The 22,795-nt window shown below is 70.9% G+C and carries 21 protein-coding genes and 3 pseudogenes; 14 read left to right on the top strand and 10 right to left on the bottom strand.

The window, feature by feature from the left end:
- Positions 1–7: 7 nt before the first annotated feature.
- The 7 genes from nadC to AC5WRT_RS23555 all read left to right on the top strand — a co-directional run bounded on the left by nadC (position 8) and on the right by AC5WRT_RS23555 (position 4,831).
- Complete coding sequence (gene nadC, locus AC5WRT_RS23585) at positions 8–985, top strand: carboxylating nicotinate-nucleotide diphosphorylase (RefSeq protein ID WP_496095788.1); 978 nt, start codon at positions 8–10, stop codon at positions 983–985.
- 5 nt (positions 986–990) lie between these two features.
- Entirely contained in the window at positions 991–1,788 is a 798-nt protein-coding gene (locus AC5WRT_RS23580) for a type III pantothenate kinase (RefSeq protein ID WP_496095789.1), read from the top strand.
- Between the two features lie 201 nt (positions 1,789–1,989).
- Positions 1,990–2,664 (top strand): hypothetical protein, encoded by a 675-nt coding sequence (locus AC5WRT_RS23575; RefSeq protein WP_496095822.1) that lies wholly within the window; start codon positions 1,990–1,992, stop codon positions 2,662–2,664.
- Positions 2,665–2,880: 216 nt separating this feature from the next.
- Entirely contained in the window at positions 2,881–3,060 is a 180-nt protein-coding gene (locus AC5WRT_RS23570; protein WP_496095790.1) for a hypothetical protein, read from the top strand.
- A gap of 259 nt (positions 3,061–3,319) precedes the next feature.
- Complete coding sequence (locus AC5WRT_RS23565; RefSeq protein ID WP_496095791.1) at positions 3,320–3,736, top strand: BlaI/MecI/CopY family transcriptional regulator; 417 nt, start codon at positions 3,320–3,322, stop codon at positions 3,734–3,736.
- A gap of 9 nt (positions 3,737–3,745) precedes the next feature.
- Entirely contained in the window at positions 3,746–4,279 is a 534-nt protein-coding gene (locus AC5WRT_RS23560) for an amino-acid N-acetyltransferase (protein WP_496095792.1), read from the top strand.
- A 216-nt stretch (positions 4,280–4,495) separates the two neighbouring features.
- Positions 4,496–4,831 (top strand): histone-like nucleoid-structuring protein Lsr2, encoded by a 336-nt coding sequence (locus AC5WRT_RS23555; protein ID WP_496095793.1) that lies wholly within the window; start codon positions 4,496–4,498, stop codon positions 4,829–4,831.
- Here the strand turns inward: AC5WRT_RS23555 and AC5WRT_RS23550 are convergent.
- Complete coding sequence (locus AC5WRT_RS23550) at positions 4,810–5,460, bottom strand: SCO3374 family protein (RefSeq protein ID WP_496095794.1); 651 nt, start codon at positions 5,458–5,460, stop codon at positions 4,810–4,812. The two genes, AC5WRT_RS23555 and AC5WRT_RS23550, sit on opposite strands and share 22 nt — an antisense overlap.
- A gap of 430 nt (positions 5,461–5,890) precedes the next feature.
- Between AC5WRT_RS23550 and AC5WRT_RS23545 the strand changes: the two genes are divergently transcribed.
- Entirely contained in the window at positions 5,891–8,416 is a 2,526-nt protein-coding gene (locus tag AC5WRT_RS23545; protein WP_496095795.1) for an ATP-dependent Clp protease ATP-binding subunit, read from the top strand.
- A gap of 80 nt (positions 8,417–8,496) precedes the next feature.
- Here AC5WRT_RS23545 and AC5WRT_RS23540 read toward each other — a convergent pair whose 3' ends face one another.
- Together AC5WRT_RS23540 and AC5WRT_RS23535 are read right to left on the bottom strand one after the other, a co-directional pair.
- Entirely contained in the window at positions 8,497–9,117 is a 621-nt protein-coding gene (locus AC5WRT_RS23540; protein WP_496095796.1) for an HAD family acid phosphatase, read from the bottom strand.
- A 277-nt stretch (positions 9,118–9,394) separates the two neighbouring features.
- Positions 9,395–9,994: a TetR/AcrR family transcriptional regulator gene (locus AC5WRT_RS23535; RefSeq protein ID WP_496095797.1), complete on the bottom strand. Its 600-nt coding sequence runs from the start codon at positions 9,992–9,994 to the stop codon at positions 9,395–9,397.
- A 124-nt stretch (positions 9,995–10,118) separates the two neighbouring features.
- Between AC5WRT_RS23535 and AC5WRT_RS23530 the strand changes: the two genes are divergently transcribed.
- From AC5WRT_RS23530 to AC5WRT_RS23515, 4 genes and pseudogenes are all read left to right on the top strand, one after another.
- Positions 10,119–11,693, top strand: a complete 1,575-nt coding sequence (locus AC5WRT_RS23530; RefSeq protein WP_496095798.1) for an MDR family MFS transporter — start codon at positions 10,119–10,121, stop codon at positions 11,691–11,693.
- A gap of 139 nt (positions 11,694–11,832) precedes the next feature.
- Positions 11,833–12,192: pseudogene (locus AC5WRT_RS23525) on the top strand (helix-turn-helix transcriptional regulator); the annotation flags it as partial.
- Positions 12,188–12,313, top strand: a pseudogene (locus tag AC5WRT_RS23520) (VOC family protein); the annotation flags it as partial. The pseudogenes AC5WRT_RS23525 and AC5WRT_RS23520, both read left to right, overlap by 5 nt.
- Before the next feature lie 77 nt (positions 12,314–12,390).
- A pseudogene (locus AC5WRT_RS23515) lies at positions 12,391–12,603 on the top strand (TetR-like C-terminal domain-containing protein); the annotation flags it as partial.
- A 39-nt stretch (positions 12,604–12,642) separates the two neighbouring features.
- On the opposite strand, the gene cseC reads toward AC5WRT_RS23515, so the two are convergent.
- The 5 genes from cseC to AC5WRT_RS23490 all read right to left on the bottom strand — a co-directional run bounded on the left by cseC (position 12,643) and on the right by AC5WRT_RS23490 (position 17,079).
- Positions 12,643–13,998: a two-component system sensor histidine kinase CseC gene (gene cseC, locus AC5WRT_RS23510; RefSeq protein WP_496095799.1), complete on the bottom strand. Its 1,356-nt coding sequence runs from the start codon at positions 13,996–13,998 to the stop codon at positions 12,643–12,645.
- Between the two features lie 13 nt (positions 13,999–14,011).
- A complete protein-coding gene (cseB, locus tag AC5WRT_RS23505; RefSeq protein ID WP_496095800.1) occupies positions 14,012–14,716 on the bottom strand; it encodes a two-component system response regulator CseB in 705 nt (234 codons plus the stop codon).
- A 33-nt stretch (positions 14,717–14,749) separates the two neighbouring features.
- The gene (locus tag AC5WRT_RS23500) at positions 14,750–15,400 is read right to left on the bottom strand and encodes a hypothetical protein (protein ID WP_496095801.1); all 651 of its coding nucleotides are present in this window, start codon (positions 15,398–15,400) and stop codon (positions 14,750–14,752) included.
- Positions 15,388–15,927 (bottom strand): SigE family RNA polymerase sigma factor, encoded by a 540-nt coding sequence (locus tag AC5WRT_RS23495; RefSeq protein ID WP_330338561.1) that lies wholly within the window; start codon positions 15,925–15,927, stop codon positions 15,388–15,390. Before AC5WRT_RS23495 ends, AC5WRT_RS23500 begins: the two co-directional genes overlap by 13 nt.
- 276 nt (positions 15,928–16,203) lie before the next feature.
- Positions 16,204–17,079, bottom strand: a complete 876-nt coding sequence (locus tag AC5WRT_RS23490; protein WP_496095802.1) for an HhH-GPD family protein — start codon at positions 17,077–17,079, stop codon at positions 16,204–16,206.
- A 180-nt stretch (positions 17,080–17,259) separates the two neighbouring features.
- On the opposite strand from AC5WRT_RS23490, the gene AC5WRT_RS23485 reads away from it, so the two are divergent.
- Positions 17,260–18,078: a hypothetical protein gene (locus AC5WRT_RS23485; RefSeq protein ID WP_496095803.1), complete on the top strand. Its 819-nt coding sequence runs from the start codon at positions 17,260–17,262 to the stop codon at positions 18,076–18,078.
- A gap of 104 nt (positions 18,079–18,182) precedes the next feature.
- Here AC5WRT_RS23485 and disA read toward each other — a convergent pair whose 3' ends face one another.
- Both disA and radA read right to left on the bottom strand, forming a co-directional pair.
- Positions 18,183–19,307 (bottom strand): DNA integrity scanning diadenylate cyclase DisA, encoded by a 1,125-nt coding sequence (gene disA, locus AC5WRT_RS23480; RefSeq protein ID WP_330338559.1) that lies wholly within the window; start codon positions 19,305–19,307, stop codon positions 18,183–18,185.
- 81 nt (positions 19,308–19,388) lie between these two features.
- Positions 19,389–20,798 carry a DNA repair protein RadA gene (gene radA, locus AC5WRT_RS23475; protein ID WP_496095804.1) on the bottom strand — a complete coding sequence of 470 codons (1,410 nt, stop codon included), beginning with the start codon at positions 20,796–20,798 and terminating at the stop codon, positions 19,389–19,391.
- A gap of 199 nt (positions 20,799–20,997) precedes the next feature.
- On the opposite strand from radA, the gene AC5WRT_RS23470 reads away from it, so the two are divergent.
- Positions 20,998–22,746 (top strand): BACON domain-containing protein, encoded by a 1,749-nt coding sequence (locus tag AC5WRT_RS23470; RefSeq protein ID WP_496095805.1) that lies wholly within the window; start codon positions 20,998–21,000, stop codon positions 22,744–22,746.
- Positions 22,747–22,795 lie beyond the last annotated feature (49 nt).

The raw sequence follows: 22,795 nt of genomic DNA, 5'->3' as shown, positions 1-22,795 counted from the left end.
GACGAACGTGAGCACCGACGACCTTCCCCTCGCCCCCACCGGCGGCTGCGGTGACGGCTGCGCCTGCGGCGCGGAGGGCGACGAGGAGTACCTGGAGAGCGGGCTCGACCCCGCGCTCGCCGAGCTGCTGACCGCCGCCGGACTCGACCCACTGGAGGTCGAGGACATCGCCAACGTGGCCATCCAGGAGGACCTGGACGGCGGCGTGGACGTGACGACCGTCTCCACCATCCCGGAGGACGCCGTCGCCACCGGCGACTTCACCGCGCGAGAGAGCGGCGTGGTGGCGGGTCTCAGGGTCGCCGAGGCCGTGCTCTCCGTGGTGTGCACGGACGAGTTCGAGGTCGAGCGGCACGTCGAGGACGGCGAGCGGGTCGAGGCCGGGCAGAAGCTGCTGTCGGTCACCACGCGCACGCGTGACCTGCTGACCGCCGAGCGCAGCGCGCTGAACGTCCTGTGCCGCCTGTCCGGCATCGCGACCGCCACGCGCGCGTGGGCGGACGCGCTGGAGGGCACCGGGACGCGCGTGCGGGACACCCGCAAGACGACGCCCGGCCTGCGCTCGCTGGAGAAGTTCGCCGTCCGCTGCGGCGGCGGCGTCAACCACCGCATGTCACTGTCCGACGCGGCACTGGTCAAGGACAACCACGTGATCGCCGCCGGTGGCGTGGCCCAGGCCTTCAAGGCCGTACGGGAGAGCTTCCCGGACGTCCCCATCGAGGTCGAGGTAGACACCCTGCACCAGCTGCGGGAGGTCGTCGAGGCGGGCGCGGACCTGATCCTGCTGGACAACTTCACGCCGGACGAGTGCGCGGAGGCCGTCGGGATCGTGCGCGGCCGGGCCCTGCTGGAGGCCTCCGGCCGGCTCACGCTCGACACCGCGCGCGTGTACGCCGACACGGGCGTGGACTTCCTGGCCGTCGGCGCGCTCACCCACTCGGCGCCGATCCTGGACGTCGGCCTCGACCTGCGCGAGGCGGAGTAACGGTCATGCTCCTCACGATCGACGTCGGCAACACCCACACCGTCCTCGGCCTGTTCGACGGCGAGGACATCGTCGAGCACTGGCGCATCTCCACGGACGCCCGCCGTACCGCGGACGAGCTGGCGGTGCTGCTCCAGGGGCTGATGGGCATGCACCCGCTGCTCGGCGACGAGCTGGGCGACGGCATCGACGGCATCGCGATCTGCGCCACCGTCCCGTCGGTGCTGCACGAGCTGCGCGAGGTCACCCGGCGCTACTACGGCGACGTGCCCGCCGTGCTGGTCGAGCCGGGCGTGAAGACGGGCGTGCCGATCCTCACCGACAACCCCAAGGAGGTCGGCGCGGACCGGATCATCAACGCGGTCGCGGCCGTCGAGCTGTACGGCGGCCCGGCGATCGTCGTCGACTTCGGTACGGCCACCACGTTCGACGCGGTCTCCGCGCGTGGGGAGTACGTCGGCGGGGTCATCGCGCCCGGCATCGAGATCTCCGTCGAGGCGCTCGGCGTGAAGGGCGCGCAGCTGCGGAAGATCGAGGTGGCCCGGCCGCGCAGCGTCATCGGCAAGAACACGGTCGAGGCCATGCAGTCGGGCATCGTGTACGGCTTCGCCGGTCAGGTCGACGGGGTCGTCGGCCGGATGGCGCGGGAGCTGGCCCACGACCCGGACGACGTGCGGGTGATCGCCACGGGCGGGCTCGCGCCGATGGTGCTCGGGGAGTCCTCGGTGATCGACGAGCACCAGCCGTGGCTGACGCTGATCGGGCTGCGGCTGGTGTACGAGCGGAACGTGTCGCGGCTGTGAGGTGGCCGGCGCCCCGGCCTCGGCGGTTCTCGCGTTCCACGCGCGTGTGCCTCGTTCCGGTGGCGTGCGTGGCACGGTGACATGACCCCGGTCGGGGGAACCGGGAGCGACACGCGGCGAAACAATATGCCGCTTTCGTCACTTTTGTCCGATTAGCGGTAGCGTCGCCGCATGCCCACGCCATACGGATCCCGCGGCGGCATGGCGTTCGGCGTGGAGGAGCTGCACGTGCTCCGCCGCGCCCTCGCCCTCGCCCTTCACCCCGGCCAGACGTCCGCCGAGGACGCCCAGGACTGCTTCCGGCTCGCCGAGGCGCTCGACGAGGCGATGCGCGAGGGAGCGAGACTGCGCGCATTCCTGGTGGCCGACCTCGGCAGGTACCGGGCCGCACTGCCGGGCACCGCCACCGGCTACCTCGCCCTCCTGGAGGAGGCGCTGGCGGCCGGGTACCGGCCGACGCCGGACGATCTCGCGGCGCTGCGGGCGCTGCGCGGCAACCCGGTGGCGGCCGCGCTGCTCGACCGCTGCCGGGCGCTGGCCGAGCAGGACGTACGGGCCCGGTTCGCGCAGGGCGCGCGCAAGGTGCCGGCGCCCGCCGTGCCGGCCTCCAGAACGCGCCTGCTGGCCCTTCCGGGCGGCGACGCGGTGCCAGGGGTCCACCGGGCCGCGGAACAGGCGGGAGAGCCGCAGAAACCGGCCCAGAGGCCTCCGCGGAAGCAACCCGCACCCAAACCCGCGCCGACGCCCGGGGAACGGCCCGGCGAGGAGCCCGCGGCGCCGAAGCGGCCCATTCCGACGCCGGGGGAGGTCTTCCCGCGCCGCAAGCCCACGCCTCCCGCTGCCCCCGCCGAGACCCACCAGCTGGCGGCCGGCTGACCGACGCCGGGCACCCGCCTCCGGGCGGGTCCGGGGTTCCCCGCGCCACTTGTGCGGGCATCGTCGGCTCGGGGACCTGGTGGGCCGGTCCTGCCTCGACGGGTGCGGGTGGGCCGGCGGGTTTCGGGCCTCCTTCCTCCGGCCGGCCCGGCGTCCCGCGCGGGGTTTGTGGCCCCCGTACCTTTCGCCCGGTGCGCCGTGGCTACTCTGGTGGGCATGGACTACGTCGCCGCGCTCGTGCCCCCGGTCGTGATGGCCGTGTTCTTCATCGGTGTGGTCAGGGTGATCGTGAAGACCCAGGGCGGAGCCGCCAAGACCAAGGAGGACGCGGCCGTCGACGCCGCCCTCGCCCGCGCCGAGAGCGCGCGGCAGGCCTCCGCCGCCGGCGACGCCTGACCCGCCCGGCGGCCGGGTTCCGGCCCGCGCCCGTTCCCGTCCCGCGAGGCGGCAGCCGAGGCGATCCCTGGGACAGCCACGGCCGGTCGCCCCCTGCGCACACCCGCGTACGGCTCTCGGTGCCCTCGTGCGTCCCGAGCCGTGCGCCCTTTTTGTTCGCATTCCTAGGGTTGGTGCACGTCCGGCACGCCATTGACCGGTTCTCCCACTATTGTTCTGAGTTGTGCCTCGCCCATTGGGAGAACTCGAAGACGCGGTCATGACGCGGGTGTGGAAGTGGAACCGCCCGGTGACCGTTCGAGAAGTCCTGGAAGACCTCCAGCAGGAACGCTCGATCGCGTACACCACCGTGATGACCGTTTTGGACAATCTTCATCAGAAGGGCTGGGTGCGCCGCGAGGCGGAAGGGCGGGCCTATCGATATGAGGCCGTCTCGACGCGAGCCGCGTACGCCGCCGCCCTCATGAACGACGCCTGGTCGCAGAGCGACAACCCGGCCGCCGCTCTCGTCGCCTTCTTCGGGATGATGAGCGAGGAACAGCGCCGGTCCCTCAGGGACGCCGTACGCATCGTTCAGGGACCGGAAATCGCGGATACCATCCCCGATCCCGGCCGGGAGAACCCCGAGCCCGGCGAGGAGAACCCCGACTCGGCGCAGGGCGGCGACGGGCGATAGCGTCCGCCCATGTCTGCAGAGCGTCCCGAAGTCACCGCAAGGGCCCTCACCGTCCGGCGTGCCCGGACCGGCGACGTCCCGGCCGTACGCCGCCTCCTCGACGCCTACGTCCGTGACCGCATCCTGCTCGACAAAGCCACGGTCACGCTTTACGAGGACATCCAGGAGTTCTGGGTCGCGGAACGCGACGACAACGCCGAGGTGGTCGGCTGCGGCGCGCTGCACGTCATGTGGGAGGACCTCGCGGAAGTCCGCACTCTCGCGGTGAAGCCCGGCCTCAAGGGCGCCGGCGTCGGTCATCAGCTGCTGGAGAAGTTGCTTCAGACCGCGCGCTGGCTCGGTGTTCGCCGTGTTTTCTGCCTGACCTTCGAAGTGGACTTCTTCGGGAAGCACGGCTTCGTGGAGATCGGGGAGACACCGGTCGACACCGATGTGTACGCGGAGCTGTTGCGTTCCTATGACGAGGGCGTCGCGGAGTTCCTGGGTCTCGAACGGGTGAAACCGAACACCTTGGGCAACAGCCGGATGCTTCTGCATCTGTGATCGTCATTGCCCCGGTGCCCTATGTCCGAAACGCGCATGTTTCCGGGCGGAGGCGGCCTGTCGGTCCTCTACCGGTCCTCTCCCAGGGGTTTGTGTTTTTCCGGCAAAAGCGGTTTGCTTTCCGACGTACTGCAGTACTGCATATAACAGGGGCGGCGAAACGGCGGACGCCGCTCACCCCCCGGCCCCTCAACGTTATCGATGAAAGGAAATCCGGTGGCACAGAAGGTTCAGGTCCTTCTTGTCGACGACCTCGACGGCGGCGAGGCGGACGAGACCGTGACGTTCGCGCTGGACGGCAAGACGTACGAGATCGACCTCACGACCGCCAACGCGGACAAACTGCGTGGCCTTCTCGACCCCTACGTGAAGGGTGGTCGTCGCACCGGTGGCCGGGCGTCGGGCGGACGTGGAAAGGTCCGTGCCGCTTCCGGTGGCAACCAGGACACCGCGGCGATCCGCGCCTGGGCGAAGCAGAACGGTTACGAGGTCAACGACCGCGGTCGTGTTCCCGCTTCCATTCGCGAGGCCTACGAGAAGGCCAACGGCTGACCCCGCCGGCAGGCGGCCGGCGGCCCGGTGCGCGGGCGCCGCAGCCGGATCCGGTGACACCCCGCTGCCACCGTGTCCAGCAGCCGTACGAGATCGTGGGCGCTCCGACCGCGCCCGACGGCCGGCAGCGCCGGCAGCGAGGCCTCGACCTCCCCTCCAGCCCCAGGGGGCCGCAACCACACGGCGGCCCCCTGCACGGTTTCGGCCCACGGAAGAGCGCCTCCCGGCGGGGCCGGTGCCTCCATCGCCCCGCCTTCGCCCGAGGCCCGCAGGTCGAGGGTCACGCCGCTCCACTCCAGCCAATCCAGCAGGCCCGGCAGTTCCTCCGCGCTGCCCGGGGCCACCAGCAGCCGCATCCGGTCCCCCTGGAGCGCCACCGGAGAGGCCTGCGCGAGATGCCGGAGCGCCGCCGCGCCCGCCTCGGCGGGCACGTCCAGGACGTCGAACCGCACCCCCGTGACCAGCCGCAGCGGCCGTCCGGGCACGGTCGCCCAGCCCAGCTCGTTCTCGTACCAGTGCCGGGCCCGGACCTCCGGGCAGGCCGGAAGACCGCGGGCGTCCGATGCGTCCGGATCGAGAGGGCGACGGGGGTGGGGGACCGTCGAGGCTGTGGGGACCGAGCCGACCATGCCAAGTGCAACCGCCGAACCGTCACGAGGGTTACGCTGGGTACTCAATTGATCGCACACGGTGCCGGAAGCAGGAGCGCGTGGGGGTGCGGGGAGGCGCAAGGTTGTTCGCCCATAGCGGAGGGAACCGGTGCGCGCCGCATGGAGTGTCAGTGGCTGCGGGTAAGACATGCCTAGTGGGAGGGGGCGACGCGCAGGAGAGGCCGTCTCACGTTCGCCATCGGCGTAGTGGCGAGTGGGGTAACTGCCTGGCCTGCGGGAACATCGTCTCGCACCATCGGGTTGGAGCAGATGTCGGCGCACACGGTCAGGAGGCCATCGACGGTGTCGGCAGTTGGAATGAGCGGTCCCCGCTTGCGGGACTAAGCTGCGGAAGGACAGGGAGGGGAAGTTCCCCCCACTGCCTGACCGCTCTGAGGAGCGATTAACGATGTTCGAGAGGTTCACCGACCGCGCGCGGCGGGTTGTCGTCCTGGCTCAGGAAGAAGCCCGGATGCTCAACCACAACTACATCGGCACCGAGCACATCCTCCTGGGTCTCATCCACGAGGGTGAAGGTGTCGCCGCTAAGGCCCTGGAGAGCCTCGGCATTTCGCTCGAGGCGGTCCGCCAGCAGGTGGAGGAGATCATCGGCCAGGGCCAGCAGGCCCCGTCCGGGCACATCCCCTTCACCCCCCGTGCCAAGAAGGTCCTGGAGCTGTCGCTCCGAGAGGCTCTTCAGCTGGGCCACAACTACATCGGCACGGAGCACATCCTGCTCGGCCTGATCCGCGAGGGCGAGGGCGTCGCCGCCCAGGTCCTGGTCAAGCTGGGCGCAGACCTCAACCGGGTGCGGCAGCAGGTCATCCAGCTGCTCTCCGGGTACCAGGGCAAGGAGACCGCCACCGCAGGCGGCCCGGCCGAGGGCACTCCCTCGACCTCCCTCGTCCTGGACCAGTTCGGCCGGAACCTCACCCAGGCCGCCCGTGAGTCCAAGCTCGACCCGGTCATCGGGCGCGAGAAGGAGATCGAGCGGGTCATGCAGGTGCTGTCCCGCCGTACCAAGAACAACCCGGTGCTGATCGGTGAGCCCGGCGTCGGCAAGACCGCCGTCGTCGAGGGCCTCGCCCAGGCCATCGTCAAGGGCGAGGTGCCCGAGACGTTGAAGGACAAGCACCTCTACACGCTGGACCTCGGCGCCCTGGTCGCCGGCTCCCGCTACCGCGGTGACTTCGAGGAGCGCCTGAAGAAGGTGCTCAAGGAGATCCGCACCCGCGGCGACATCATCCTGTTCATCGACGAGCTGCACACGCTGGTCGGTGCGGGTGCCGCCGAGGGCGCCATCGACGCCGCCTCCATCCTGAAGCCGATGCTGGCCCGCGGCGAGCTGCAGACCATCGGTGCGACCACGCTGGACGAGTACCGCAAGCACCTGGAGAAGGACGCGGCCCTGGAGCGCCGCTTCCAGCCCATCCAGGTCGCCGAGCCGTCCCTGCCGCACACGATCGAGATCCTCAAGGGCCTGCGCGACCGCTACGAGGCGCACCACCGCGTCTCCATCACGGACGAGGCCCTGGTCCAGGCGGCCACCCTGGCCGACCGCTACATCTCCGACCGCTTCCTGCCGGACAAGGCGATCGACCTGATCGACGAGGCCGGATCGAGGATGCGCATCCGCCGGATGACCGCTCCGCCGGACCTGCGCGAGTTCGACGAGAAGATCGCCGCCGTCCGCCGGGACAAGGAGTCCGCGATCGACTCGCAGGACTTCGAGAAGGCCGCCTCCCTGCGCGACAAGGAGAAGCAGCTCCTGGCCGCCAAGGCCAAGCGGGAGAAGGAGTGGAAGGCCGGCGACATGGACGTCGTCGCCGAGGTCGACGGCGAGCTGATCGCCGAGGTCCTCGCCACGGCCACCGGCATCCCGGTCTTCAAGCTGACCGAGGAGGAGTCCAGCCGCCTGCTCCGCATGGAGGACGAGCTGCACAAGCGGGTCATCGGCCAGAACGACGCCGTCAAGGCGCTGTCGAAGGCGATCCGCCGTACGCGCGCCGGCCTGAAGGACCCGAAGCGTCCGGGTGGTTCGTTCATCTTCGCCGGCCCGTCCGGTGTCGGTAAGACCGAACTGTCCAAGGCGCTCGCCGAGTTCCTCTTCGGTGACGAGGACGCGCTGATCTCCCTCGACATGTCGGAGTTCAGCGAGAAGCACACGGTCTCGCGTCTCTTCGGTTCGCCCCCCGGCTACGTGGGCTACGAAGAGGGCGGCCAGCTGACCGAGAAGGTGCGCCGCAAGCCGTTCTCCGTCGTCCTGTTCGACGAGGTGGAGAAGGCCCACCCGGACATCTTCAACTCGCTGCTGCAGATCCTGGAGGACGGTCGCCTGACCGACTCCCAGGGCCGGGTCGTGGACTTCAAGAACACGGTCATCATCATGACGACCAACCTCGGCACCCGGGACATCTCCAAGGGCTTCAACCTCGGCTTCGCCGCCGCGGGTGACACGAAGACCAACTACGAGCGCATGAAGAACAAGGTGTCGGACGAGCTCAAGCAGCACTTCCGCCCCGAGTTCCTCAACCGCGTCGACGATGTGGTGGTCTTCCCGCAGCTGACGCAGGAGGACATCCTGCGGATCGTCGACCTGATGATCAGCAAGGTGGACGAGCGCCTGAAGGACCGGGACATGGGCATCGAGCTCTCCCAGTCCGCCAAGGAGTTGCTGGCCAAGAAGGGTTACGACCCGGTGCTGGGTGCCCGGCCGCTGCGCCGTACGATCCAGCGCGAGGTCGAGGACACCCTCTCGGAGAAGATCCTCTTCGGCGAGCTGCGCCCCGGTCACATCGTGGTCGTGGACACCGAGGGCGAGGGCGAGGCCCAGAAGTTCACCTTCCGCGGTGAGGAGAAGTCGGCGCTTCCCGACGTCCCGCCGATCGAGCAGGCGGCCGGCGGTGCCGGTCCGAACCTGAGCAAGGACGCGTAAGTCTCCGGCCGAATCGGCCGAATCGAAAGGGGCCGGTGCCGCACAGCACCGGCCCCTTCTTCGTGCCGGAAAACCGCGGCCTACGACAACTGCCCGTTGTAGTCAGGCAGCTTGAAGGTCTTCTCGGCGTGGCCGCCGGAAAGGTCGGTGGCGCTGTTCCCGATGTTCGCGATGATCGTGTAGCCCTTGTTCTCGATGTCGACGCGCTGGGCGGTCTTGTAGGCGGCGACGCCCCTGAAGAGGTCGAACAGGCCGCGGACGTAGAGGCCGGAGACGTCGTAGCCGTCGTGCTCGAGGTTGTACTCGGTGGGCAGGTAGATGATGCCCGGGCGGGCCGTGACGAAGAACAGCGAGACGCCGTGCTCCTGGGCGTACCGCGCGACGTTCAGGACGGGCTTGTTGGCAGGCTGCGGGTAGCTGAAGCCGAAGTCGGTCTCCAGAGTGGTGTTGTCGATGTCGAAGACGATCGCCTGCCTCTCACCCGGCTCGGCCTCGGCGATGCGCTCCTTCAGGTACGGCAGGGCCTGGTCCATCACCGCCTGGCAGTCCTTCTGCCAGGTGGGGTAGTCGACCTTCCCGGAGGAGGTTCTGGTGGCCGTCGCCGTGTCGTCCGCCGCCTGGGCCGGGGCGGCCAGGGCGGTCAGGGCGGCCACGCAGACGGCGGTCGCGCAGATGCGGAGCGCCCGGGGGCGTCTGGTCATCGGTGGGGGTCCTCTCACGTCCGTACGCGCGTCCGTACGCGTCCTGAAATGTCAGGGGCATGATCTGAGGTGCGGGTGGCGCGAGGGGAACCGTAGGGTTACTGAACGGTAGGTGACCAGAGGCGTGCGTCACATTCTCGTGCCCGCCGGTTCGGGCCGCCGGTGAGCCGCAGGCGCGACATACCTCTCACCGGTCCCGGGCGGGATCCGCGCCCCAGGTGAAGCAGGCCTCGAGGGACGTTCGCGTTCCTGCGCGCCCGGGGCGTGACGTTCTGGCCTACCGCGTGCGGCGGGCGTGCTCGTGCGCCTGTGTCACCAGGTCCATGGCGACCTCGAGTACCGCCTCGCGCTTCTTCTCGGGGTCGCCCTCCAGGTCCTGCATCACGAACATCCCGGCGTGCAGGGTGAACATCGCGCTGACCGAGCGCACCTGGTCGACGAGGTCGGCCTCCGGGTCGATGAGGATGTCGCGCAGGCCGCGCATCCGGTCCTTGAAGGTGTCGCCGATGCGCAGTTCCCGTACCGTCGCCTGGTTCTCCTGCATGAAGCGGAACAGGGGCTCGGCGCCGGCCAGGGCCTCGCTGTAGCGCCGTACGATCTCCTGCTTGGTCTCCAGGCTGTGCGGCTGGCTGCGGCCCCACTCGATCAGGTCCACGATCGGCTCCGTCAGGTCCTCGAAGACGCTGACGATGATCTCTTCCTTGGTCTTGAAGTGGTAGTACAGGGCCGCTTTCGTCACGTCGAGACGCTCGGCGATCTCGCGCAGAGAGGTCTTCTCGTAGCCCTGCTCCGCGAAGAGTTCGAGCGCGACGTCCTGGATGCGCTGGCGGGTGTTGCCGCGGCGCTGCTGCTTGGTGCCGTCCATGGTGACGCCCATCCTCGTACTCCTCGCGCTTCCGCGGAAACTTACTTGACGCCCGGCTAGTTACGGGGCTACCTTCCCAGTGTAATGAACTAGCCGGGCGGCAAGTAAGTAGCCGTGGTAGGGGGAGTGAGAAGAGATGGCGGACACAGCAGAAATCATCACGGAGAGTAAACGGCCCCGAAGTGTGCGCGTCGTCCTGCTCGCGCTCATGATCGCGATGATGCTCGCGATGCTCGACAACATGATCGTGGGTACGGCGATGCCGACGATCGTGGGCGAGCTGGGCGGCCTGGAGCACCTGTCCTGGGTGGTCACCGGCTACACCCTGGCCACCGCCGCCTCCACCCCGATCTGGGGCAAGCTCGGCGACATGTACGGGCGCAAGGGCGCCTTCCTCACCTCGATCGTGATCTTCCTGATCGGCTCCGCGCTCAGCGGCATGGCGCAGAACATGGGCGAGCTGATCGGGTTCCGGGCCATACAGGGCCTGGGGGCCGGCGGCCTGATGGTCGGCGTCATGGCGATCATCGGCGACCTGATCCCGCCGCGGGAGCGCGGCAAGTACACCGGCATGATGGCCGGCGTGATGGCGCTGGCGATGATCGGCGGTCCGCTGGTCGGCGGCACCATCACCGACAACTGGGGCTGGCGCTGGTCCTTCTACATCAACCTGCCGCTGGGCGCCGTCGCCCTGGCTCTGGTCAGCGCCGTGCTGCACCTGCCGAAGAAGCGGGCCGAGGCGCGCATCGACTACTGGGGCGTGCTGCTGCTGACCGTCGGCATCACCTCGATCGTGCTGGTCACCACGTGGGGCGGCACCGAGTACGCCTGGACCTCCGCACGGATCATGGAGCTGATCGGCATCGGCGTCGCCGCGCTGATCGGGTTCGTGTTCTGGCAGACGAGGGCCGCCGAGCCGGTCGTACCGCTGCACATGTTCCGCAGCCGCAACTTCACCCTGATGTCCCTCATCGGATTCATCACCGGCTTCGTGATGTTCGGAGCCACGCTCTACCTCCCGCTGTACCAGCAGTCGGTGCAGGGCGCCTCGGCGACCAACTCCGGTCTGCTGCTCCTGCCGATGCTCGGCGCGATGCTCGTGACCTCGATGGTCGCGGGCCGGGTCACCACCAGCAGCGGCCGCTACAAGATCTTCCCGATCGTCGGTGGCGCGCTGATGATCGCCGGGCTGTATCTGCTGTCGCTGATGGACACGGGGACCACCCGGCTGACCTCCGGCCTCTACATGGCCGTGCTGGGCCTGGGCATGGGCTGCCTGATGCAGATCACCATGCTCGTCGCGCAGAACAGCGTGGAGATGAAGGACATGGGGGTGGCCTCCTCGTCCACCACCTTGTTCCGTACGCTCGGCTCCTCCTTCGGCGTGGCCATCATGGGCGCGCTGTTCAACGACCGCGTCAAGCATGTGATGGCCGAGCGGGCCGGTGCCCTGGGCAAGGGCGTCACCGAGAAGTCGGCGCAGCTGGACGCGAAGAGCCTGGCCAAGCTGCCCGCCGTGGCGCGGGAGGCCTACCAGCACGCGGTGTCCGCCGGTACGCACTCGGCGTTCCTGCTGGGTGCGGGGATCGCGGTGGTCGTGCTCGTCGCGGCGCTGTTCGTCAAGGAGGTGCCGCTGAAGACCGGAGCGCCGAAGCCTTCGGCGGACGGCGGTGACGACGTGGCTCCGATGCAGGTGGTCGAGGCCGTCTGAGCCTCGCCTGAGACGAAGGCCCCGGGATGGTGTCCGCCCCCGGGGTCTTCCCTTTTTGTCTGCATTTTGTCTGCACCGGTGCCGCTCAGCCGTGGGTCCCAGGGAAGGGATGTCAGTGCCCCGTGTCACCATCGGCCGCATGGACAAGCTGCGCCGTATGCGTCTGGCCAAGGACGCCATGGACCGGGACTGGGCCGACCCCGGCCTCTTCTGGACGCGGTGGCGGCCTGTGCCGGATACTCCCGGTTCCACTTCGTGCGCGCCTTCAAGGACGTCTACGGCGAGACGCCGGGCCGGTATCTGACCCACCGGCGGATCGAGCGGGCCGAGGAGATGCTGCGCTGCGCCGACCTCACCGTGACCGAGATCTGCACCCTGGCCGGCTTCAGCAGCCTCGGCACGTTTTCCGCCCGCTTCAAGACCCGGACCGGACTCACCCCGAGCGAGTACCGCGAGCGGCACGGGGGGCGCGGCGCCTCCCTGATACCCGGGTGCTGCAGGAGCCCCAGGAGCGGCCCTACGGCACGGAGGCCCTGTTCCGCGACGACTCCGGCAACTGGTTCTCGTTCACGCAGCGGCGGGAGGGCGGGCTGGACCCGGATCGGGACTGGGCCTGCTGAGTCCCGGACGCGCACCCGCCCGACGGCCCGGGCGCCGGTCAGCGCCCCGTCGCCAGTGACGCTCCGCCCCTGCGTCTGGCCGAGCTGTGCGGGAGTTCACCCACTCGCGCAGGGCAGCGGTGCGAGCGGTGCTGGAACGGGGGCTGGAGCGGGGTGAGTTGGCCGCCGACCGGGACCTCGATCTGCTGGTCGACCAGTTCTACGGGTTCTTCTGGTACCGGTTCCTGCTGGGGCACGCACCGCTGGACGCGGACGCCGCCGAGCGGCTCACGGACTCGTTGCTTCGGTGAGCGCCGCCCAAAGGGCCGGCCTGCGGGCGGCTCCCGACGTCAGGCCGTGCCTCCTGACAGCGGCAGCATCGGATAGCTCCCCGTCGCCGTGGGAGAGTGCTCCGGGAGCCACAGCACCGCCACCGCGCCCTCCGCCGGAACACCGGGCGGCGCCCCGGCCGGGCGCACGTTGCGGAAGGTCAGGCGGGCGCCCAGGACGCGGGCCTGGCCCGCCGCGATGGTCAGGCCCAGTCCGTGGCCCGTACCGGCGCGGTCCTTGCTGCCGGTGCGGAAGCGGCTCGGGCCCTCGGCGAGCAGTTCCTCGGGGAAGCCGGGACCGTGGTCGCGGACCCGGATCACCCGGCCCTCGACGGTCACCTCGATCGGCGGCCTGCCGTGCCGGGCGGCGTTGGCGAGCAGGTTGAACAGCACCCGCTCCAGCCGGCGCGGGTCGGTGGTGACCTCCGACTCGTGCACCACCCGTACGACGATGTCCGGGTCCTTGGCCGCCACCCGGCGGGCCACGAAGTCGCCCAGCATGATGTCCTGCAGCTCGGCCCGCTCCGAGGCGCCGTCCAGGCGGGCCACCTCCAGGACGTCCTCGACCAGTGTGCGCATGGCCTTCGCCCGGTCCAGGACGAGTTCGGTCGGGCGGCCCGGAGGCAGCAGTTCGGCGGCCGTGAGCAGGCCCGTCACCGGGGTGCGCAGCTCGTGCGCGATGTCGGCGGTGACCCGCCGCTCGGCCTCCAGGCGCTGCCGCAGCGCGTCCGCCATGGCGTCCACCGCGCGCGCGAGATCGTCGGTCTCGTCCCGTACGACCCCGCCTATGGCCTCGCGCACCCGGACGTCGGTCTCGCCCCTGGCGACCCGGTTCGCGGCGGCCGCAGCCTTGCGCAGTCGCCGGGACAGCTGCCCGCCGATCAGCACACCGAGGGCGCTGCCGCAGAACACGACCGCGACGGAGCCGATGACCAGCGCCTGGTCGAGGTCCTTCATCACGTCGGTGGAACGGTCCGGCATATGGCTGTGCAGGGACAGCACGTGCCCGTCCTTGGTCGGCACGGCCGCCCAGATGTCCGGCACGCCGTCACGGTCGATGACGTCACTGGCCTTGCGGCCCTCCTCGACCTTCTCGCGCAGCGCGTCCGGCAGTTCGGGGTCGTCGACCTTGATGTTGGGGAAGTTCGGCCGCCGGCTCAGCTCGTAGTTGCGCTGCGCGACCTGGACGCGCTGGTTGGCCAGGTCGCGCGCGTTGTCGAGCATCGAGACCCGGGCCGCGTTGTGCACGACCAGGCTGAGAGCTATCGCCACCAGGCCCGCCACCAGCGCGATCGCCGCACTGAGCTTCCATCTGAGCCCCGTGTGCAGGCCCGCTCGCTCCATACGCCGGACCGGATACCCAAGGATCCCCCGCATGCCGCCGCTCCGCTCAGGCCTTCAGCTTGTAGCCGAAGCCGCGGACCGTCTCGATCCGGTCCTGGCCGATCTTCTGGCGCAGCCGCTGCACATGCACGTCGACGACCCGGGTGTCCCCGCCCCAGCCGTAGTCCCACACCCGTTCCAGCAGCTTGTCGCGGGAGAGCACGGTGCCCGGCGCGGAGGAGAACTCCAGCAGCAGCCGCATCTCGGTGGGCGTCAGCGCGACCGGCTGCCCGGCCCTGCGCACCTCCATGCCCTCGGTGTCGACCTCCAGGTCCCCGAAGGTGAGCACGCCACCGGTCACCGTGTCCTCCGCGGGCTCGCTCCGGTCGCTGCCGCCGGCGTGTCCGAAGCGGCGCAGCACCGCCCGGATCCGCGCGACCAGCACGGCGCCGTCGAACGGCTTGGTCACGTAGTCGTCGGCGCCCGCCTCCAGGCCGAGGACGACGTCGATGGAGTCGGCGCGCGCCGACAGCATGATCACTGGCACGGTGGACTCGTCCCGGATACGACGGCACAGGCTGACGCCGTCCAGGCCCGGGACCATGACGTCCAGCAGGGCGATGTCGGGGCGGTTCGCCCGGAACGCCTCCAGGCCCGAGAGGCCGTCGGGCATGGCGGTGACCGCGAAGCCGTCCCGCTCCAGGGCGAGCTGGGTGGCCTCGCGGATGACGTCGTCGTCCTCGACGAACAGGACGTGGGTCTGGTCTGCCATCCCGGTGCTCTCAGTCCTTGCGTTGTGGGGGGTTCAGTTGTCCGTGGTGGCCGCCGCGTCGCCGCCGGTCTTGCTGTAGTCGGTCTCGTGCCGGTTGATCTCGGTGAACCGGCCCGCCTTCCACCGGTAGGTGATCACGGTCTCCTGGGAGGGGTTCGACACCGGGTCGTCCGTCGCGTACACCTGCTTGGTCACGCTCAGGTCGGTGCCGTCGATCTCCGAGTAGACCGGCGATTCCTCTGCCTTGAACACATTCTTGTACGTGCCCTCCACGCGCCGGTACACATAGGTGCCGATGCCCACCCAGTCACCGCAGGTCGACACGTTGACGAGGACGTCGTTGACGGATCCGCCCGTCAGATAGCCGTAGGTGACGTCGACCGGGTAGTCGCCGCCGCTGCACGGCTTCAGGTCCCGCTTCACCGCGGGGGAGACCGCCGGGTCACTTCTGAGGAGCGAGACCGCGTCCACGCGCCGGAAGCCGCCGGACGGGCTCGGCGAGGGGGAGTCGACGACCCCGGCGACCGCCGAGGCGTGCGCCGGCCCCTCGTCGCGGGTGCCGGTGCCCCCCGTGCCGCACGCGGCGACGAAAAGGGCGATGGCGGCGAGCGCGGCACCCGCCGCGATCACCGCCTGTGCACTGCTCCGGACCCGTTCGGGTCCGGCCCCGGTCAGGCCGCGCAACGCTCCTGCTCCTCACGCTCCAGCGCGCGTGCGTCCAGATCGCGGGCCTCCAGCTCCTCGCGGAGCCGGGCGAGCGCCCGGTGCAGCGTGCTCTTGACCGTACCCGCCGACATGCCGAGGGCCGCGGCCGTCTCCTCCGTGGACATCTGCTCCCAGTGTCGCAGTACCACAACACTGCGCTGCTTCGGTGCCAGCACCTTCATGACGTCCATCAGCAGGGCGCGGTCGGCGTGCTGCTCGGTGGAGTCGTCCACGGACGCGTCGGGCAGCTGCTCGGTCGGGACCTCCTCCAGCTTGCGCGCCCGCCACCACTCCGTACGAGTGTTGATCATGACGCGGCGCAGATAGGCGTCGGCGAGCCGCTTGTCGGCGATGCCCTCCCAGCGGCCGTACGTCCGCACCAGCGCCGTCTGCAGCAGGTCCTGCGCGTCGACCGGGTCCGGGACCAGCCGGCGGGCACTGCGCAGCAGCGCGTCCTGCCGGGTGCGGACGTACTCCTCGAACTCGAGCACCTCACCCTGCGCCATGATCGACCGCCTCCGTTCCCCGTTCACTTAGGCCCTCGCCTGAAGTCCTGCGTACGTTCCCCGTGTCCGGTGGTCTGCCGGGCACGGGAATGAAGGTAGGGAGTGGTTGTCACGGCGTTGTCCGATCCAGCCTGCGGCTAGCAATCGGCTGTCCGTCGGTTGTGTAACAGCCGCAGGAACGGGGTAAGGAGGTGGCCCGTTATGTCCCTTTCTGTGGGCCTTTGTCGGTCGAAAGGCTCGGTAACGAAGCTGCGGGAACTGTGACTTGGCTGTCCGTCAACTGAGCGGCAGCCGATAGAGGCCGCCCCGCAGTGGCTCCACCAGACCGTCCGTGACGAGCCCGTCGAGTGCGCGGGCGCGCTGCACCGGCTCGTGCCACACCCGGTCCAGTACCGCCTGCGGCACCGGCGCGTGCGCCTCCCGCAGCACCGCCAGGAGCTTTCCGCGCACCTGCCGGTCCGTGCCGGCGTACGTCTGTCCGCGGCGCGGCGGCCCGGCGTGCTCCGGCTTGCCGGCCAGCCGCCAGGCGCACTGCGCGGCGATCGGGCACCGCGCGCAGCCCTCGTTCTTCGCCGTGCACACCAGCGCGCCCAGTTCCATGGAGGCCGCGGCCCAGCGTGCGGCCGTGTTCTCGTCCTCGGGCAACAGCTCGCGGGCGAGCCTGCGCTCGGCGGCCGTCGTCGCGTTCGGCGGGTACTGCACACCCGTCACCGCCCGCGCGAGGACCCGGCGCACGTTCGTGTCCAACACCGGATGCCGCTGCCCGTACGCGAACGAGGCCACCGCGGCGGCCGTGTACTCGCCGATCCCGGGCAGCGCCAGCAACTGCGCGTGCTCCGTCGGTACGTCCCCGCCGTGCCGTTCCGTTATGGCGGCAGCGGCGCCGTGCAGCCTGAGCGCACGGCGCGGATAGCCGAGCCGGCCCCAGGCGCGCACCGCCTCGCCGGGCGACTCCTTCGCCAGGTCGGCGGGGCGCGGCCAGCGGGCCAGCCACTCCTCGTACACCGGCAGCACCCGGTTGACCGGGGTCTGCTGGAGCATGAACTCGCTCACCATCACACCCCACGGGCCCGCCTCCGGGCGGCGCCAGGGGAGGTCACGGGCGTGGGCGTCGAACCAGGCGATCACGGGGGTGTGCAGCTTCTCAGTCATGGCCTTCCGATCCTGCCACGGGTCGGCGCGCATGACGGGTGACGGCACGGTCACTCAGCGTGCCGAAGGGTGAAGGTCCCTGGTCGTTGCGGCAGTTGCCGGGATGATGATCCGGAAAAGTTGACGCTCGCGCGGCGGGTGGCGCAAGCAAGGACGGCGATCTCTCGTACAGTTTGCGCCGTGGGATCTCTGCGCAATCCGGTCGGGCCGCTTCCCTCCTCCATCTACTGGCGAAGGAGGGTCGTACTGCTGTCGGTGATCGCCCTTTTGGCGCTGCTGATCACGTGGATCGTCACTGCCGGCGGCGGGGGCGGCAAGAAGAACGCCGGCGGGTCCGAAGGCAAGAATCCCGCGCACACCATCACGCCCGGCCCCTCCTCGTCCGGGCCCGCGATCAGCCAACACCCGGGCGGACGCGACGACTCGGGCGGCGGCAGCGGCACCGGTGGGAGCGGTTCCGGCTCGGCCGGCGGCAGCGGTTCGGGCGGCGGCTCCACCGGGTCCTCCGGATCCGGTGACGGCACGGCGGGCGGCTCGGGCGCGGGAGCCGGCAGTGACGTCGGCACGGGTGACACCATCCCGGCGTCGTCCACGCTGCCCAACTGCACCTCCTCCGCAGTGACGTTGAGCCTGCGCAGCCGGCACAACTCGTACGCGCCGGACCAGACGCCGACCTTCGAACTCACCGCGAAGAACCGCTCGTCCACCGACTGCAAGGTCGATCTCGGGCCGAAGAACGCGGTGTTGACCATCACGCCGACGGACGGCGGCCAGACGTTCTGGTCGTCGGCCGACTGCCCCAAGGGCGCGGGGAGCCTGGTGTTCCGGGTGCCGGCCGGGCAGAGCATCACCTACACGGTGAAGTGGGACCGCAAACCGAGCGCCGCCCAGTGCGCCACGCCTGCGGCGGGCTCCGCGAAGGCGGACACGTACCTGCTGGAGGCCAAGACGCCGGGGTTCGCGACGGTGCAGACGTCGTTCGTGCTGTCGGCCGACTGAGGGATGCGCGCCCCTGGGGCGCGGGGAACTGCGAAATCAGCCACCCACGACCCGTGGCCGCCGGGCCGCAACACGCGTCGAGCTGTCAGGCGCCCGGCCCTGCCTCATACGTAGCGCTCCAGAATCGAGGACTCCGCCAGCCGCGACAGGCCCTCCCGCACACTCCGCGCCCGGGCCTCGCCCACGCCGTCCACGGTCTGCAGGTCGTCCACACTCGCGGCGAGCAGCTTCTGCAGGCCGCCGAAGTGCTCCACCAGCCGGTCGATGATCGCGCCGGGAAGCCGCGGAACCTTGGCCAGCAGCCGGAAGCCCCGCGGGGACACCGCGGAGTCGAGGGTCTCGGGGGAACCCGTGTAGCCCAGTGCCCGCGCCACCGTGCCGAGCTCGATCAGCTCCGCGTGGGTCAGCGCGTCCAGCTCGGACAGGGCCTCCTCGACCGTGCGGGAACGCTTGGCCGTCGGCTCGGGCACGTAGTCCCGGACGACCAGCTCGCGGTCCGGCTCGACCCCGGCGATCAACTCCTCCAGCTGGAGCGCGAGAAGACGCCCGTCCGTGCCCAGCTCGACCACGTACTCGGCGATTTCGGTGGCGATACGGCGGACCATCTCCAGGCGCTGCGCGACGGCGGACACGTCCCGCACCGTCACCAGGTCCTCGATCTCCAGCGCGGAGAGGGTGCCGGCCACCTCGTCCAGGCGCAGCTTGTACCGCTCCAGCGTGGCCAGCGCCTGGTTCGCGCGGGACAGGATCGCCGCGGAGTCCTCCAGGACGCGGCGCTGACCGTCGACGTAGAGGGCGATCAGGCGCATCGACTGGGAGACCGAGACCACCGGGAAGCCGACCTGCTTGCTCACCCGGTCCGCCGTACGGTGCCGGGTGCCCGTCTCCTCCGTGGGGATCGTCGGATCCGGCACCAGCTGCACGCCCGCCCGCAGGATCTTCGACAGGTCCGACGACAGCACGATGCCGCCGTCCAGCTTGCACAGCTCCCGCAGCCGGGTCGCGGTGAACTCCACGTCCAGCACGAACCCGCCCGTGCACATCGCCTCGACCGTCTTGTCGGACCCGAGGACGATCAGCCCGCCGGTGTTGCCCCGCAGCACGCGCTCCAGGCCGTCCCGCAGGGCCGTACCAGGAGCCACCGCGCTCAGGGAGGCGCGCATCAGGCCATCGGAACCGGCACTCCCACCGATTTTTCCGGGAGCTGCTGCCCGGTCGTTGGCTGCCACTGCACTCCTCCGGTCGCAGGTTCTGACGCGCTCCCGTAAACCGCACTCGGTTCGTACGGACGGGCGAGACCAGGGCAAAGTCTACCGGCGGTCCTCCGCCTCCCGTGGGGCCTCTCGGCGACGGGAGCGCGGCAGCACCCGCAGCGCGTCCCCCATGTCGGCCACTTCCAGGACCTTCATGCCGGGCGGCACCTTGCCCGGATCGGTCGGCACGAGCGCGTGCGTGAAGCCCAGCCGGTGCGCCTCGGTGAGCCTGCGCTGCACGCCCGTCACCCGTCTGACCTCGCCCGCGAGGCCCACCTCGCCGATCGCGACGAGGTTCTTCGGCAGCGGGGTGTCACTGGCCGCGGAGGCCAGCGCGAGGGCGATCGCGAGGTCGGCGGCCGGCTCCGACAGCTTCACCCCGCCGACCGTCGCGGAGTAGATGTCCCGCTTGCCGAGCGCGCTGATCCGGCCCCGCTGCTCCAGGACGGCCAGCATCATCGACACGCGCGAGGTCTCCAGGCCCGAGGTCGTCCGGCGCGGGGAGGGGATCTGCGAGTCCACGGTCAACGCCTGCACCTCGGCCACCAGCGGGCGGCGGCCCTCCAGCGTGACGGTCAGGCAGGTGCCCGGAACCGGTTCGGCACGACGGGTCAGGAAGAGGCCGCTGGGGTCGGCGAGGCCCGTGATGCCCTCGTCGTGCAGCTCGAAGCAGCCGACCTCGTCCGTCGCCCCGTAGCGGTTCTTCACGCCGCGGACCAGGCGCAGGCGCGCGTGCCGGTCGCCCTCGAAGTGCAGGACGACGTCCACCAGGTGCTCCAGCAGGCGGGGGCCGGCGATCGCGCCGTCCTTCGTGACGTGGCCCACGAGGAGGGTGGACATGCCCCGCTCCTTCGAGGCCCGGATCAGCGCGCCCGCCACCTCCCGCACCTGGGCCATGCCGCCGGGCGCGCCCTCGATCTCCGGGGAGGCGACCGTCTGCACCGAGTCGAGGATCAGCAGGGACGGCTTGACCTGGTCCAAGTGGCCGAGGACGGCGGACAGGTCGGTCTCCGCCGCCAGATACAGCTCCTCGTGCAGTGCGCCGATGCGGTCCGCGCGCAGCCTCACCTGGCTCGCCGACTCCTCGCCGGTCACATAGAGGGTGCGGTGCTCGGCGCTCGCGGACTTGGCGGCCACGTCCAGCAGCAGCGTGGACTTGCCGACGCCGGGCTCGCCCGCGAGCAGCACGACCGCGCCGGGCACCAGGCCGCCGCCGAGCACCCGGTCCAGCTCGGGCACCCCGGTCGAGCGGGCGGTGGCCTGTCGGCCGTCCACCTGGCCGATGGGCAGCGCGGACGTCGTCACCCGGCCCGGTGTCGTCGTACGGACCGCGGGCGCGCCGTACTCCTCGACCGTGCCCCAGGCCTGACACTCGGGACAGCGGCCGAGCCACTTGGCCGTCTGCCAGCCGCACTCGGTGCAGCGGTAGGACGGGCGGTCCTTGGTGGTCTTGGTACGGGCAGCCATGCGGAAACCGTAGCCCGCGGCACTGACAACGGGTCCTCGGGCCGTATGTGGGTGACGGGTATCGGCCATCACCTGTCGGCATCCGGCCGCGGAACAAAGGGTTCCTGTCCCCTTATGAGGGATCGTTTCACCCGTACGAATTAAAAGAGCTCAAGCTTCAAGAAGCGGCACTCCGCCGCCGCCTACGGTCGCACGGGTGATGAGCAGCAGTCCGGAGACCACCGTCCGCACCACCGGCGCGCACCGGGCGCGCGGTGAGGCGCGTGAAGCACGACCGGCGCGGAAGGGGCGCGAAGAAGCAGTGGCGCGCGAGGCCGGCGAGAGGCGCGACCGTGCCGCCGCGCGCACCCTCGCCCAGCAGCCGTCCGCGCGGTACGAGCCGTACCTGGACGGACTGTTCACCTACTGTCTGTCGGTGCTGTGCGACCACGACGCGGCCACCGCCGCCCTCGTCGACGTCCTCACGCTGGCCGAACGGCGCGGGCACCGTGCCCCGGAGGACGCCGGCGACCGCAGGGCCTGGCTGTACGCGCTGGCCCGCTGGGCGTGCCTGCGCAAGCTGGCCGAGGCCAAGCAGAAACGTCAGGCCACCCACGCCGCCGGCCGCCGCGCCGGCGCGCGGGAGGCCCCCGAGCCGCCCGCCTCCACCGAGGTCCAGGAGCGGCGGCGTCGCGAACTCGCCCTGCTGGCCTGGCCGGAGGCGGCCGGTACGACCCCCGAGCAGCGCGAGGCCCTCGAACTGGCCGTGCGCCACCACCTGGCCGCGCACGAGGTCGCCGCCGTCCTCGGCATGGAACCGGCGGCCGCGCGCGAACTGCTCGCCTCCGCCGCCTGCGAGGTCGAACGCACCCGCGCGGCGCTCGCCGTCGTCGAGACCGGCGGCTGCCCCGGCGTGGCCCATCTCACCGGTGACAGCGGTCTCGTCCTCAGCACCGCCCTGCGCCGCGAACTGGTCCGGCACGTGGACGACTGTCCGCGCTGCCGTCGCACCGCCGAGCGCGCCGTCCCCGGCCGCTGGCCCGGCGCCACGGTCACGCCCGCCGAACTGCCCGTCGTCGAAGCACCCCACGCGGACCTGCTCGCCGCCCTCGCCCACCACCCACGCGCGCGTGGCACGGCGGCGCCCCGCTTCGACCGGCGGGGCTTCCCGATGGATCCCAAGGACCGCGCGGCCCGCCGCGACCGGCTACGCGCGCGTGCGGTGACGACGACGGTCGTCGCCACGGTCGTCGCCGCGCCCGTCCTGGCCCTGTGGGCCGCCTACCGGGGCGCCCCCACGGCGGACGGCCACGGCCCCTCTCCCACCGCGCGCGAGACCCAGGGCCCCGACGCCCTGCGCAGCGACACGGCCGGCGGCTACGAGAACGCCGGGAACGCGAGTGTGAAGCCCGGCCCGCGCGTCGGCAAGGACGGCAAGGCGGACGTCTCCGTGGAGGTCGTCAGCGTGGCCGGAGCGGGCACGAAGGGCGCCGGGCACCTCGCGGTCGGCGCCGCGAACGACGGCGACACCACCCTGATCACCCTCACCGCGTCCGGCTCCTCCCCGGTCCGCTGGTCCGCGTCCACCTCGGCGCCCTGGCTCTACCTCAGCCGGTCCACGGGAACCCTCGACCCGGGCGACACATTGACGATCAAGGTGTACGTCGACCACCTCCACGAGCCCTCCGGCTCATGGCACGCACAGGTGGCGATCTCCCCGGCCGGCACGGTGGTCACCATCGACGGCCACGGCACGGCCCCCACCCGCCGCCCCACCCCGCCACCGGCGTCGTCCACCCCCGCCCCGACACCGCCGACCGCACCCCCCACCGACCCGCCGTCCACACCCCCGACCGACCCGCCCCCACCTCCCACCGGCTCACCGTCCCCCTCCGACCCGACCCCGACGTCGACACCGTCCACGCCGTCCTCGTCCGGCAGCGAGACCCCGAGCCCGGCCGGGGGATGAGGGCGGCCCGGGAGGCAGTGGGGGAGTGGAGGGCGGGCGGCGGCAGTCC

Source organism: Streptomyces sp. NTD91, from assembly GCF_059510455.1.
Note: the sequence above shows the minus strand (reverse complement) of the source record. Positions and strands in the feature narration are given on the sequence as shown.

What these genes read in the sequence shown, in the direction of transcription:
- AC5WRT_RS23565 (WP_496095791.1), top strand. Translation starts at nt 3,320, where the DNA reads ATGACGCGGGTGTGGAAGTGGAACCGCCCGGTGACCGTTCGAGAAGTC.
- AC5WRT_RS23530 (WP_496095798.1), top strand. Translation starts at nt 10,119, where the DNA reads ATGGCGGACACAGCAGAAATCATCACGGAGAGTAAACGGCCCCGAAGT.
- AC5WRT_RS23575 (WP_496095822.1), top strand. Translation starts at nt 1,990, where the DNA reads ATGGCGTTCGGCGTGGAGGAGCTGCACGTGCTCCGCCGCGCCCTCGCC.
- radA (WP_496095804.1), bottom strand. Translation starts at nt 20,798, where the DNA reads ATGGCTGCCCGTACCAAGACCACCAAGGACCGCCCGTCCTACCGCTGC.
- AC5WRT_RS23540 (WP_496095796.1), bottom strand. Translation starts at nt 9,117, where the DNA reads ATGACCAGACGCCCCCGGGCGCTCCGCATCTGCGCGACCGCCGTCTGC.
- cseC (WP_496095799.1), bottom strand. Translation starts at nt 13,998, where the DNA reads ATGCGGGGGATCCTTGGGTATCCGGTCCGGCGTATGGAGCGAGCGGGC.
- AC5WRT_RS23495 (WP_330338561.1), bottom strand. Translation starts at nt 15,927, where the DNA reads ATGGCGCAGGGTGAGGTGCTCGAGTTCGAGGAGTACGTCCGCACCCGG.
- AC5WRT_RS23560 (WP_496095792.1), top strand. Translation starts at nt 3,746, where the DNA reads ATGTCTGCAGAGCGTCCCGAAGTCACCGCAAGGGCCCTCACCGTCCGG.
- AC5WRT_RS23545 (WP_496095795.1), top strand. Translation starts at nt 5,891, where the DNA reads ATGTTCGAGAGGTTCACCGACCGCGCGCGGCGGGTTGTCGTCCTGGCT.
- AC5WRT_RS23470 (WP_496095805.1), top strand. Translation starts at nt 20,998, where the DNA reads ATGAGCAGCAGTCCGGAGACCACCGTCCGCACCACCGGCGCGCACCGG.
- AC5WRT_RS23535 (WP_496095797.1), bottom strand. Translation starts at nt 9,994, where the DNA reads ATGGGCGTCACCATGGACGGCACCAAGCAGCAGCGCCGCGGCAACACC.
- AC5WRT_RS23580 (WP_496095789.1), top strand. Translation starts at nt 991, where the DNA reads ATGCTCCTCACGATCGACGTCGGCAACACCCACACCGTCCTCGGCCTG.
- cseB (WP_496095800.1), bottom strand. Translation starts at nt 14,716, where the DNA reads ATGGCAGACCAGACCCACGTCCTGTTCGTCGAGGACGACGACGTCATC.
- AC5WRT_RS23490 (WP_496095802.1), bottom strand. Translation starts at nt 17,079, where the DNA reads ATGACTGAGAAGCTGCACACCCCCGTGATCGCCTGGTTCGACGCCCAC.
- AC5WRT_RS23550 (WP_496095794.1), bottom strand. Translation starts at nt 5,460, where the DNA reads ATGGTCGGCTCGGTCCCCACAGCCTCGACGGTCCCCCACCCCCGTCGC.
- AC5WRT_RS23570 (WP_496095790.1), top strand. Translation starts at nt 2,881, where the DNA reads ATGGACTACGTCGCCGCGCTCGTGCCCCCGGTCGTGATGGCCGTGTTC.